The organism is Achromobacter sp. 1L-A-4-B-C2 (genome assembly GCF_057291955.1).
Map to the genome: position 1 here is coordinate 595263 of NZ_JBXAWP010000001.1, position 12524 is coordinate 607786.

The window sequence follows — 12524 nt, forward strand, 5'->3', positions numbered from 1 at the left end:
ACCATGACTACGCAGACTTCGCTTCCCCTGTTCTACGAACAACCCCGTCCCCTGGCTGCCGGCGTGCACGCCAACCTGTCGCTGGCCGGCAACACGGGCTTTGCCTATGCCGCCACCACCAACGCCGTGCCGTTGGTGGCCACCGAGCTGCCGACCGCCTGCCGCCACTTCCCCATCGTCTTCACTGACGGCGATCAGCCCACGCCCGTCGCGGTGCTGGGCGTGCGCGGCCAGGAAAACCTGTTCGTCGACGCCGACGGCCAATGGCGCGCCGGCACCTACATCCCGGCTTACGTGCGCCGCTATCCCTTCATCTTCATGGAGAACGAAGACCGCAGCCAGTTCACGCTGTGCGTCGACGAGAAGGCCGCCTCGGTGGTCGAAGGCCGCGACAATCCGTTCTTCGACGAAGCCGGTGAGCCCACGGACCTGGCCCGCAGCGCGCTGGAATTCTGCCGCGACTACCAGAACCAGCACGCCTACACGATGGAGTTCGCGCAGGCCCTGGCCGCCGCCGATCTGCTGATCGAGAACCGCGCCGACATCACCCTGCCCGATGGCCAGCGCCTGGCCATGTCCGGCTTCAAGGTGATCGACGAAGCCAAGTTCAACAAGCTGCCGGACGACGAGTTCCTGCGCTGGCGCGCCAATGGCTGGCTGCCGCTGGTGTACTGCCATCTGCTGTCGATCAACACTTGGCCCGCGCTGATTAACCAGGTGCAGCCGACGGCTGCGGTTGAGGAAAGCGCCGCCGACGCGTAAGCAGTGTCGTGGTGGATCAGACAGGCCGGCCCGCTCTTTGCGGCCGGCCTTTTTTGTTTTGGGGCGGCCCTTTGGTTTGGGGCCGTTTCGCTGCGGTCTTGTTGCGGTCTTGTTGCGGTCTTGTGGCTTTTCGCCGAAGGCTTTGCTTATGCCTGCGCAATGCCCTGCCGTTCGATACGACGCGCAAACATGGCAAAGCTGGCTCGTACGATGCTGGGCTGGAGCAGAAGGTCGTGCTGCCAAACAAGCCCTTCCATCGCGGTGGCGCGTGTTCCACCGCCATCAGCATGGCGCCGCCCAGTTCGCCACCAAACGACAGGCCTTGCCCGATGCGCAGCGCCACCAACAAGATCGGCGCCCACACACCAATTTGCTCGTAGGTGGGCAACAGCCCGATCAGCACCGTACAGATGCCCATCATGAGCAAGCTGAGCGTCAGCATGGACTTGCGCCCGATGCGGTCCCCAAAGTGCCCGAACAGGATCCCGCCGATGGGCCGCGCCAACATGCCGCTGGCAAAGGCCGCAAACGCCGCCAGCGTGCCGGTCAAGGGGTCGAACTGCGGGAAGAACAGCTTGTTGAATACCAGTGCGGCGGCGGTGCCGTACGCCAGAAAATCAAACGCTTCAACGGCTGTGCCCACTGCCGTGGCCACAGAGATTCGAAGCAGGTTCGGCTTTTTTCCAGCCCCTACGTTCACGTCAGGTCGAGAGATCGCTTCCATGTTTTTCCCCAGTGTGTTTTGTGTTGGTGTGTTGTGGCGCGACGTAACCCGGCATGAGGAAGCGGCGCCAGCCACTGCGGGGCGTGCTTCTGCGCCAGGTACATCAGGATGGCGTGGCTGTCCCAAACGGCCAGACCGTCGTCATCGATCGCCGGGACTTGTCTCCACGCGCTGATGCGTTCGAACGCCTCGGTCTGGTTCTTGCGCGCCAGCACATCCATGAACTCGCGCCGATAGGGCAATGCGATCAACGCCAGGAAGAGGCGCACCTTGTAGCAATTGCCGGATCGGGGATGGTCGTAGAGCGTAATCATGGGGAGCGGGGCCGGATGCCTGTCAGAGTGCCTGCACGGGGAGATGCAGGGAATCTTAGGGGCGCCCGCTCGGGGGGAATTGACAACGCGCGCACGCGGATTGACCGGGAGCGACAGGGGCACGCTTGCGGGCGCCGCTTTCTACGGCCGCCCCCTGGATCTCGTCGTGCATCTCATCATGCGCGACCAGAATCCTTCGAACCTCTCGCGGCTAAAACTGGAAAATCGGTCCGCCAATGCGTGCGTTGGTCAGCAACATAACGCCCGTCACGCCACATTGACGGCCTCCTGACCCGCCGGCGTTTCCACGATGTCGTTGACGAACGCGGCGACCCGCGTGATCACGTCGTTGCGTTTGAGGGCAAGCGGGGTCATTGCGTTGCGGCTGTCGTCCAGCAAATGCAGGGACACGTTTGCGTTGCAGGCGCGGTTCACAATGTCGAAGGCGTTCGAGACCGAGGCGATGTCATCGTTGCGCGCGTGCAAGACGAGGCACGGGGCGCGCAGTATATGCATCCGTCGCCATACCGACACCGCGAGTTTTCGCGCCTGGGCCAGCGACCGCCAGGGGATGCGGGGAAGCGACGCGTCGCGGTTCGCAATCACGCGATGGCGACCGATGCGCAGCGTATGCAAAAGCGTATGCAAAAGCGGCAACAGCAAGCCCAGCCTGGCGTAGCGCGGCAAGCCTGGGCCGTCGTGACGGAACGCGGGGGATAGCGCCAGTACGCCGGCCACGTGCAGCGGGCGTTCCTGCGCCAGGGCCAGTGCCAGCATGGCGCCGACCGACTGTCCGCCCACCACCAAGTGATCGACGCGGCTTGCCAGCAGGTCGGCACCGCGCCGCACGCTTGCAAGCCAATCCAGCCAGCTTGTGCGCACCAGTTCATCCAGCGTGCCGCAATGACCGGCCAGCTTGACGGCCAGCACGGTGTAGCCGCGACGGTGCAACCCCAGCGCCAGCGCACGCATGTCTTCCGGTGTGCCCGCCAGGCCATGAACCAGCAGGATGCCCGTGCGGCCGCGCGCGCCTGTGCCGGTCAACAGATATTCGTGCGCCTGTACCTCCAACGGTTCGATATAGGCCGGGACGGCGCACACGGCTGACGGCGAACGGTAAGCACCCGCGCGCAAGCCCGGCTCCATGGCGCGGCGGTACGCGTCCAGCGTGTGGAACATCTTTTCGCTCAGTCGGAAATTCGTCTCGGCGTACGTCCGGGCGCGGGTCACGACCGCCTGCGCATCGCCGGCGTTGTGTCGGATTTGCAGGATGCGGTCGACATAGCCCGCGATGTCACCCGGTGCGGCCAGCCAGCCGGTCTGGCCGGGCACGACGATTTCGGGCAGGCCGCCGACGTCGCTGGCGACAACGGGCCGGCCCATGGCGTAAGCCTCGGGCACCACGCGCGACCAGGCTTCCGTTGCCGAGGGCACCAGCACCACGTCCGCCGCCCGGATCATGTCGGGCACATCGCTGCGGTGTCCGGCGAACACCGCGTGGTCCGAGATGCCCAGCTCTATCGCCAAACGGTAAAGCTCGTACGCATAGGCGCGGGTGGCGGCGGTGGGCATGCCCACGACGAGCGCCACGGCAGGCACGCCCAGCGCGCGCAGTCGATGCACCACACGCAGCAGATCGGCCTGGCCTTTTTCCGGGCGCAACATGCCCACGGTGGCAATGACGTATGCCTCGTCCGGGGCCGGCATCTCCAGGCCTCGGCGGATGCGCAATGACGCGTCCGCGTCCTCGGCCTGGCGGAAGAACTCGTCGCCCGCCCATTCACCCACGACACTGATGCGGTCGTCGCGAAACAGCCGCGCCGCCAGCAGTTCCTGCTTGCCCACGTTGCTGGTGGCGATGACGTGATCGCAGCCGAAGCGCCATTCCAGCCGCCGGCGTGGCGACGTACGCATGGGTTTGGCGAAATGCCGGGTTCGAACCACCGCGCACAGGTCGCGGCACAGCGCGGCGGCTTTACCGTCGGCGCGACTGTGGCTGTCGATCAACTGGATATTCAATGCCTTCACCGCGCGGCGCAATGCCAGCACGGTCGACGGCGCGTACGCCGGCTTGAAGTCGATGTCCACGGTTGTCAGGTTGCGCTCGCGCGCCGCGCCACTGACGGCGCTGCCCGAGGGTGCTGCGATGGCTACGTCGTAGCCATGCCTTTGCAGCCAACTTGCCTGTTCCAACGTGCGAAATTCCAGCCCGCCAAGACTGGGTTCAGCCAGCGTGTGCAGGATGCGCATGATGCTCCAGTACATTGCGGCAGGCAGCCAGGACCTCGTCGGGCGTGATGGCGTTGATGCCGTCCTGAGGACGGCGCGGCACCACAGCGGCCGAGCCGGGCCGCTGCCAGAACCACTCAGGATTCGTTTCGTTGAAAATGCCCACGTAGGGCACACAGGCGCCTTGCGCGATATGCGAGGGCCCGCAGTCGTTGGCGACCACCAGGCGCGCGTGCAGCATGATGGCGCTTAGCTCTGGAATCGAGCGGCAATACGCAACCGCAAACTCCGGCCGCTGCATCGCCTGCAAGGCGTCTCGTTCAGCGGCCTCTTGCTGGCCCAGCACGAAGAGGAAGCGGGCGCCCTCGCCCATCACGCGCTTCAGGCCGTCTGCCAACTGCACATAGTTGGCCAGGCTCCATCGCTTGAACGCGCCCGAACCGCCACCGGGAATCATCACCACATCGGCACTTTGCGCGGTGCGCAAATGCGAGCCCGCCAGCGCTTCGAAACAGGCGCGCGGCACGCGTTCAACGTCAAAGGGACGATAGGAAGCCAGCATGTTCAAGTTGGCCTGGCCGATATATTCGGCGATGTTCTTGCGGTGCCAATGCGTCCACACGATGTCGGTCAGCCGTCCGTGGCGAAAGCCCAGGCGGATGGGCGGCAAGCGCAGCAGATTGACCAGGCCGAAACGTTCGCTGCTGTGATGCAGGCTGACGGACACCTGCGTCTCTTTTTTCAGGCAGCGCAGATAGCCGCCAAGTGTCGAGGTGCGCACGAATTCATCCACCCACGGCAGCGCCTGGTAGAACGCGCCCACATCGTCACGCGCAACCACGCTGATTCGTCGAGACGGCCACCATTCTTTCAGCTGATATAGCGTTGGCATGGCAACGATCTGGTCGCCCAGCTTTTGCTGGCTTCTGACATACACCACGATTTCCGACATCGGCGTCCTCCATGCTTGTCAAAGCGGCCGATTGGCCGCAGGCGGCAATGTATCGAGACGAGAGCGGAAAAGTTCTCGGATCTCATTAACCTTTGTAAAGAAAGGTACGAGGGCACTTAAAACGTCTGCACAATTTATCAGACGCTCCGCGTGCCCACACGTACGTTTTTCATCCCTGACCGGCGCCCTGCCGGGCCTGGCGCATCATGCGCATCGCCAGAGTGGCCACCGCCGCCACAAGCGCCTCGCTGGAATCCGAATTGCCCATGACCAGCACCGCCAGCTTGTCCTGCGGCGCCAGCACCCAGCGCGAATGAAACGCTTCCGTCGCCCCGCTGTGTTCGCGCAGGGACGTGGCGGTGACCACGTTGTCGTCACAGGGCGCGGCCAGCCACGACAAGGCGAATCGGCAATCCAGGTCCAGCCCGTCGCCCGCCACTGTTTGCAGCCCCAACAGGGTTTGTGCGGATTGCGCCGTCAGCACGCGCCGGGCGTCGGCGCTGACTTTGGCGCTGACTTTGGCGCTGACATCGGCGCTGACGGCGGCGCTGACGTCGACATTGACCTCCGCCCTGCCTCCGGGATTTCCCGCAGCCCGGCTTCCGTAAGCGCCGCCCGCGAACAACATGCTGCTAAAGCGCGCCATCTCGGATGCGCTGACCCATAACCCGTCCGCCGCCTCGTTGGGCTGTGGCGCCTCTGCCCAGGGCCGGCCGCGCCGGTAGCCCACCGCGCGTTGCTCCAGCATGCGCTCGTGCGGTCGAAACCCGGCGCGCGGCATGTTCAAGGGTTGAAGAATTGTGCGGCGCACATAGGCGTCGAACGGTTCTTCGGACACGTGCGCCACCATGTCGCCCAACAAGGCGTAAGCCATGTCGGCGCGGGCGCGGCCCATCGTGTCCTCCAGCGTGCCGGGATGCAGATTCAGCAAATTTCGTGCCGTGTAAGGCGCGGCGCCCATCCACTGCATGGCGTTGCGGCGCGGCTCGACGTGCCAATCGGGCAAGGCGCCCGCGGCCGGCGCGTCCAGCGACAGCCGGCCATCGTCGGCGGCATGCAGCACACCGGCCGCCGTGACGATTTTGCTGATGGCGCCCACGCGATACAGCGTGTCCCCGGTGGCGCGGCGGTGCCGCGACGCATCCGCCACCCCAAAGCCCGTGCTCCAGACTATGCGCTGGTCCTCAACGATGGCGATCGACACGCCGGGCACCTTGGCCAGGGCCATGTCGTAGGGAATGCGCTGGGTCAGGTAGCTCACGACCGCCGCGTAATCGCCTTTGGCGATCGTGGCGGGCGCGGCGGGCGGCAGCGTCTGGCAACCGCCGCCGGCAAGCAACAGCGATCCGATGGCGACCAGGCGGCTTAGCGAAAACATGGAGGACGCATACCCTGCGAAAGAGGAATGCCGTGATGCTATCCATGCCGCGTCGCGGGATCTTTCCCGCTTTGTATGGAGTTTGTGAAGATCTTTGTCGTGACGCGCGCGACCTCGTCGGCGGCGCGTTCGGTCGGGCCGCGTTCGGTCGGGGCGCGTTCGGTCGGGCCGCGTTCGGTCGGGCCGCGCTCGGCCAGACAGCGCCAGGTCAGGCGGCGTTCCAGCTGATCACGAAGCGGGCGCCGCCCAGGGGGCTGTCGGCCACCTGCGCGGCGCCGTTGTGCCAGTGCGCCACGCGGCTGACGATGGCCAGCCCCAGCCCCGTGCCGCCCGTGTCGCGCGCCCGGCTTTCGTCCAGCCGGATAAACGGTTCAAAGATTCGTTCGCGGTCGGCGGGCGGCACGCCGGGTCCGTCGTCGTCCACCGTCAGCACATAGTGCTGCGGGGCCGGGCTGGTCAGCCCGACCTGTACCCGTTCGCCCGCGTGCCGGATCGCGTTTTGCAGCAGGTTGAGCAAGGCGCGCGTCATGTAGCGCGCGTGCAGGTGGACGTCATCCGAGTCGCACCGCGTCACCTCGCAATGCACGCCCAGCAGCTCGGCCTCGAACGCGGCATGCTGCACCACGGCATCCAGCCAGCCGCGCGCGTCCTGCGCTTGTAACGGTACGTCTGCACTCTTGTGCTGCAAGCGCGCATACATCAGCAGTTCCGAAGCCATGCTGTCCAGCTCGGCCACGTCGCTTTTCATGTCCTCGACCAAGCGCTTGCGCGCCTCCGGGTCCGCCTCGCGGTCGATCATGTCCAGCTCGAACGACAGCCGCGCAATGGGCGTGCGCAGTTCGTGCGACACCGCGTTGGTCAGTTCGCGCTGATTGCTGATCAGCGCGGCAATGCGATCCGACATCTGGTTGAACGTATCGCCCAGCCCACGGATGCTGGAATAGCGCGACAGGCGGGCGCGCGCCTGCAAATCACCCTGCCCCATGCGGTGCGCGGCGGTTTTCAGCGCTTCCAGATCGCGCCAGATCGGCAGCGCCCACACCAGCATGAAGCCGCACAGCAGCAAGCCCAGCGCGGTGTAGATAGCCACGATCACCCAGGTGCCGACAAGCGGCTCGGGCGGCATCTTGACCATCAACCACTGCGCGCCCGGCCCGGGCAGCGCGGACACGAAGCTCATCTGCTTGTCACGCAGAAAGAAGCCGCCCGCCTCGATGATGCGCCGCTCGTCGTCAGTCAGCGCGAAGTCGGGCGAGTTGTAGTCGGCGGGGTCCATCACCCGCAAGGCCAGACCGTAATGCGGGGCCAGGGTATCGCGCACATAGTCGCGGCGCGCGTCGGGCGGCACATTGGCCAATTCCAGCTTCAGGCTGTGCAGCTGCCCGCGCACTGCTTCGCGTGTGTAGTTCGCGGTCTCGGGCTCGAAAAGGTAATTGGCCACCCGATCGACCACTTCGTTCGACAGCACAAAACCGATCGCCAGCACCACGAAGATGCGCAGAACGAACTTAAGCATCGCCGAGCTCGTGCGCCTTCGGAGAAAACAGGTAGCCCTTGCCCCAGACGGTCTTGATACGTGCCGGGTCGCGCGGGTCATCGTCCAGCTTGCGGCGCAGTTTGCTGACGCACACGTCCACACTGCGGTCCAGGCCATTGAATTCAATGCCGCGCACCGCGTTCAGCAGATCGTCGCGCGTCAGCACCTGCCCGGCCTGGCTGGCCAATGCCCACAGCATTTCGAATTCCATGGTCGTCAGATCGACTTCCACCCCGGCAAGGGCGACCGAACGCGTCTGGCGGTCAATCGACAGCGGACCGAACGCCAGTTGATCCGGCTGCGCGTCCGTCTGGTTGCGGCGGCGCATCAAGGCGCGAATGCGGGCCAGCAGCACGCGCGGCTCCACGGGCTTGATGACGTAATCGTCCGCGCCGGACTCCAGCCCCAGAATCTGGTCCAGATCGTCTTCACGCGCGGTCAGCATCAAGATGGGCGCGGAAGAAAAAGCGCGCAGGTCGCGGCAAACCTGCAAGCCGTCGCGGCCCGGCAGCATCAGGTCCAAGATGGTGATGGCCGGGTCATGGCGCCGAAACGCTTCCACCGCCTGGTCACCGCGATAGGCCTGGGCGACCTTGAAACCGTGTTGCTCCAGAAACTGCGCAATCAGGCGCGAGAGCTTCGGATCGTCTTCAACTAACAAGGCCTTGATCATGGTGTCGGGACAAGAGGAGATCGGAAGATAACGGACCGGATGGCAATGGCTACCGGCATTTTTGCCCGGCAAGCATACACCGAATAAAACGGCGCCTCGGCGCCCCCTTCTTGAGGGTGGCAACGCCATGAAAGTGGCCCACGCCGCATCGGAAATGGGGTTTTCAGGCGTACTATCGTTGGTGTTCATGCATGCGCGTAAAGCCATCACTACAAGGCGGGCGGCATGACGTCGTCGCACACAGCGGCAACCGCGCCGCCCACAACTTCGGGCGGCCTTATCGACCTATTGTGGAGTCGATCATCATGAACACGTCCAGTGGCGAACGCGCCTTTGCCGGACCCATTCCCCAGCTATACGAGCGGTATCTGGTGCCGATGATTTTCGACGGATATGCGCGGGACATAACGCGGCGAGTCGCCGCCCTGGCCCCGTCATCCGTGCTGGAAATCGCCGCGGGCACCGGGGCGGTCACACGCCATCTGGCGGCCCAACTGCCCGCCGGCACCTCCATCGTATCGACCGATCTTAGCCAGCCGATGCTGGAACATGCCATGAGCCTGGGCACGACCCGCCCCGTCACGTGGCGCCAGGCCGATGCCATGAAGCTGCCCTTTGCCGATGGCGCTTTCGATGCGGTGGTATGCCAGTTCGGCGCCATGTTCTTTCCGGATAAGGCGGTGGCTTTTTCCGAAGCGTACCGGGTGCTGCGGCCAGGTGGCACATTCCTGTTCAACGTTTGGGATCGCATAGAAGACAACGAATTCGCCGACTGCGTCACGCAGGCAATGGCAACGCTGTTCCCGGCAGACCCGCCCCGGTTCATGGTGAAAGTGCCGCACGGCTATTACGACCAGACGCAGATCCGCGGCGCGCTGGCGGCGGGCGGGTTCACCAGGGCCATCACCTTCGATACGATTGCCATGCAAAGCCTGGGCGAGTCACCCCGCAGCGTCGCCGTCGCCTATTGCCAGGGCACGCCGATGCGTGCCGAACTGGAAGCGCGCGACGCCGGCATTCTGGAGAAGGCAACGGACGTTGCCGCTTCGGCGATTGAAGACCGCTTTGGCCCGGGTGGCATCACGGGCAAGATCCAGGCGCACGTTGTTGTGGCGACGCGATAGGCAGTCCCCCGGCGTGTTCGCTCCCCGCGTTCGCACCCCTACTCTGCCCTGGCCCCCGACACCTTGACCGTCTCGGCCCACCGTTTGGTCTCGGCCGCGATGAATGCCGTAAATGCTTCCGGCGTCGAGCTGATCGGGTTCAGCGACATCGCGGCGTTGGCTTGCACAACTTCGGGCGTCTTCAACGCCTGGCCGATCGCCTCGTTCATGCGAGCGATGATGGACTGCGGCGTGCCCTTGGGCGCCACGATGCCGCCCCAGGCCACCGCTTCAAAGTTGGGGAACCCGGATTCGGCCATCGTCGGCACGTTGGGCATGGTGGGCAGACGCTTGGGGCTGGTGACGGCAAACGCTTTCAACGTTCCGTTGTTGATGAACTGCTGGACACCGTTCACGTTATCGAACATCACGTCGACCCGGCCGCTGACCACGTCGGACAGCGCCATCGACCCGCTTTTGTACGGTACGTGCGTGATATCCAGGCCGCCGACCGCTTTCATCATTTCGCCGGTCAGGTGGCTGCCCGAGCCCACCCCGGTTCCCGAGGCGAAGTTCACCTTGCCGGGGTTCTGCTTCACATAGGCCATGAACTCTTGAATTGAATTCGGCTTGAAGTCCTTGCCGGCGACAAGAATATAAGGATTGTCGAACAGCAAACCGACGGGTGCGAAGTCTTTGATCGGGTCATAGGGCAGGCTGCGATAGAAGCTGGCATTGACGGCCAAGGTGATGTTGTTGCCAAAGCCGAACGTGTACCCATCCGGTGCCGCCTTGGCCACCGTGCGGGTGCCCACGATGCCGCCCGCGCTGGCCAGGTTTTCCACGATTACCGGCTGCTTGAGTATTCGCCCGATCTGTTCGGCGACGGGACGCGTCGCCACGTCGGGGCCGGACCCCGCAGCATACGGAATGATGAGCTTGATGGGCTTGTTCGGCCAGGACTGCGCCTGCACGGCCGTCGACAAGGTAAGGGCCAACAGCGCCAAGCATTGGGAAATTTTCATCGGATTCTCCGGGTCTTCCTAAACAGGGCTCATCCCTGCATGATTTGAATCAGGCGCTTCATCCAGGGCGAGTCCGCCTGCCCTGCCGCGATCGCCGGCGCAAAATGATCTCCCGCTAACACCATGGTTTCAACGGGCCGACCCAGCCGACGCAGCTCGGCTTCCATCGTTTGATTGCCCTTGATGATGCGAGGCAGGTCTTCCCGGGCGTATGCCAGCAACATCGGCGGCGTGTCCTGATCCACCCGACACACGGGGCTTGCCGATTCGGCTTCCGATACGTCATCCAGCAGGTTCTGATGCGTGCGCTCTTCGCCGCTGCCCGGCGTGCGTTCGGGATACCGGATATCAAGCGGCGCACACAGGGGCAAGCACGCAACGATCGACGACGCGGGAATGCCGTGGCGGTGCAGGCCTTGCGCGCTTAATGCGGCAAGCGTCATCAGATGACCACCGGCGGAATGGCCTCCCACCGCGATGCGAGCGGGGTCTGCGCCATACTCGTGAATGTTCCGAACCACCCACGACAGCGCGGCATGGCAGTCGTCCAATAGCGCCTGCCATTTGAAGCCTGGTGCGAGGCGATACGATATCGAGACAAACGTAATGCCCGCGGCGACCAAGGCAGGAGCCATCAACGCCACCCATTCCTTGTAGCCATTCGTCCACGCGCCGCCATGGGCGAAGACCAGGACCGGGCTGGGTTGCCCCGCTTGTTTTCGGCTTGGGTACACGTCAAGTTTGTGCGCGGCGGTGTCGCCGTATTGAATGTCGGCGATGCGTTCGCAGCGCTGTACCGCCGCAGCCGAAAGCGCCAACGCCGCGCGGGCGTAGTCCTCGGCTTCGGCGGGATACAGCGGGGGTTGTGGGGCAAGATTGGTAAAGCTCATGGCGATCCGCGTTGATTAGCGTGTTTCTACTGCGTGGAGGAATATTCGATGACGCGAACCGCTGCGGTTCAGCGTGTCACTACATTTGCTATCCATTCCGTTAACGGATGGTTGGGATCTTCGAAACCGTAGATTGCGTCAAAGTGATTTCTGCCGTCCTGCATCAGGGTCTGTGCCTGGTTTCCCGCCTGCGTCCACACGCGCGCGAAATCCTGCGACTGCCTGGCGAATTCCGATGGTTCGTCACTACCCCACGAGATGAGAACGGGCGTGGCGCAGGCGCGCACACGATGCTGCGGCGAGTTTCTGCGTATGACGCCATCGTCGATCTGAAGCATCGGCTGAATCGACGACCAGCGAAACGGCTCGATCTCGAACACGCCGCTGACCATGACCGCACCCGCCAGCGGGTCCCGAGGCAGCCCGTACTCGTGTTCCCAATCCGTTTGCAGGCACATCGCGGTCAGATGGCCACCGGCGGAATGCCCCCCCAGCACGACGCGTTTGGGGTCCCCGCCAAAACGTCCGATGTTGCGGATCACCCAAGCCACCGCCGCCCGTGATTGCCGCGTTATCTCGTCGATGCTGACCTTGGGGCAAAGCGAGTAGTTGACGACGACGGTGGTGAAACCTTGTGCACTCAGGCCGCTGGCCACCGTCGAAAACTCCTTGCTGCTCAGGATGCGCCATGCGCCGCCGTGGATGAAGACGAACACAGGGGCGCCGGCCTGCGCAGCCGGAAAAATGTCCACGGTCTCGTCAAGCGTCGGCCCGTAAGGGACATCAAGGTGCGCAGGCAGGCGCTGTCGTACGTGCTCGCTTTCCGCGACGTAGTGCTTGGCATAGATCATGAAATCAGGAACGGATTTCTCGACGTCGTACTGAGCGTCTATCTCGTCCTGCGTCTTGAAATCGCGATACAAGGTCGGCATATTTC

The 12524-nt window shown here is 64.1% G+C and carries 11 protein-coding genes and 1 pseudogene; 2 read left to right on the forward strand and 10 right to left on the reverse strand.

Annotated elements, in window-relative coordinates; all coding sequences use genetic code 11:
* Positions 1–3: 3 nt before the first annotated feature.
* Entirely contained in the window at positions 4–762 is a 759-nt protein-coding gene (locus tag AC0Z35_RS02725) for a SapC family protein (RefSeq protein WP_104142081.1), read from the forward strand.
* Between the two features lie 235 nt (positions 763–997).
* Here AC0Z35_RS02725 and AC0Z35_RS02730 read toward each other — a convergent pair.
* From AC0Z35_RS02730 to AC0Z35_RS02760, 7 genes and pseudogenes are all read right to left on the reverse strand, one after another.
* A pseudogene (locus tag AC0Z35_RS02730) lies at positions 998–1486 on the reverse strand (MFS transporter); the annotation flags it as partial.
* Positions 1459–1800 carry a glutathione S-transferase N-terminal domain-containing protein gene (locus AC0Z35_RS02735; RefSeq protein ID WP_104142320.1) on the reverse strand — a complete coding sequence of 114 codons (342 nt, stop codon included), beginning with the start codon at positions 1798–1800 and terminating at the stop codon, positions 1459–1461. The gene AC0Z35_RS02735 and the pseudogene AC0Z35_RS02730, both read right to left, overlap by 28 nt.
* A 267-nt stretch (positions 1801–2067) precedes the next feature.
* Positions 2068–4050, reverse strand: coding sequence for an alpha/beta fold hydrolase (locus AC0Z35_RS02740; RefSeq protein ID WP_485131423.1), 1983 nt, complete (start codon positions 4048–4050; stop codon positions 2068–2070).
* On the reverse strand, positions 4025–4981 hold the full coding sequence (locus tag AC0Z35_RS02745; RefSeq protein ID WP_314362729.1) for a glycosyltransferase family 9 protein: 957 nt from the start codon (positions 4979–4981) through the stop codon (positions 4025–4027). The genes AC0Z35_RS02740 and AC0Z35_RS02745 overlap by 26 nt, the downstream gene beginning before the upstream one ends.
* A gap of 169 nt (positions 4982–5150) precedes the next feature.
* On the reverse strand, positions 5151–6359 hold the full coding sequence (locus AC0Z35_RS02750) for a serine hydrolase domain-containing protein (RefSeq protein ID WP_485131422.1): 1209 nt from the start codon (positions 6357–6359) through the stop codon (positions 5151–5153).
* A gap of 208 nt (positions 6360–6567) precedes the next feature.
* Positions 6568–7875, reverse strand: a complete 1308-nt coding sequence (locus AC0Z35_RS02755) for an ATP-binding protein (protein ID WP_485131421.1) — start codon at positions 7873–7875, stop codon at positions 6568–6570.
* On the reverse strand, positions 7868–8569 hold the full coding sequence (locus AC0Z35_RS02760; RefSeq protein WP_046803828.1) for a response regulator: 702 nt from the start codon (positions 8567–8569) through the stop codon (positions 7868–7870). Before AC0Z35_RS02760 ends, AC0Z35_RS02755 begins: the two co-directional genes overlap by 8 nt.
* A gap of 305 nt (positions 8570–8874) precedes the next feature.
* Between AC0Z35_RS02760 and AC0Z35_RS02765 the strand changes: the two genes are divergently transcribed.
* Complete coding sequence (locus AC0Z35_RS02765) at positions 8875–9693, forward strand: class I SAM-dependent methyltransferase (protein ID WP_485131420.1); 819 nt, start codon at positions 8875–8877, stop codon at positions 9691–9693.
* A gap of 38 nt (positions 9694–9731) precedes the next feature.
* Here AC0Z35_RS02765 and AC0Z35_RS02770 read toward each other — a convergent pair whose 3' ends face one another.
* The 3 genes from AC0Z35_RS02770 to AC0Z35_RS02780 all read right to left on the reverse strand — a co-directional run bounded on the left by AC0Z35_RS02770 (position 9732) and on the right by AC0Z35_RS02780 (position 12519).
* Positions 9732–10697 carry a Bug family tripartite tricarboxylate transporter substrate binding protein gene (locus tag AC0Z35_RS02770; protein WP_485131419.1) on the reverse strand — a complete coding sequence of 322 codons (966 nt, stop codon included), beginning with the start codon at positions 10695–10697 and terminating at the stop codon, positions 9732–9734.
* Positions 10698–10726: 29 nt separating this feature from the next.
* A complete protein-coding gene (locus tag AC0Z35_RS02775; protein WP_485131418.1) occupies positions 10727–11587 on the reverse strand; it encodes an alpha/beta hydrolase in 861 nt (286 codons plus the stop codon).
* Positions 11588–11655: 68 nt separating this feature from the next.
* Complete coding sequence (locus AC0Z35_RS02780) at positions 11656–12519, reverse strand: alpha/beta hydrolase (RefSeq protein WP_120156925.1); 864 nt, start codon at positions 12517–12519, stop codon at positions 11656–11658.
* Positions 12520–12524 lie beyond the last annotated feature (5 nt).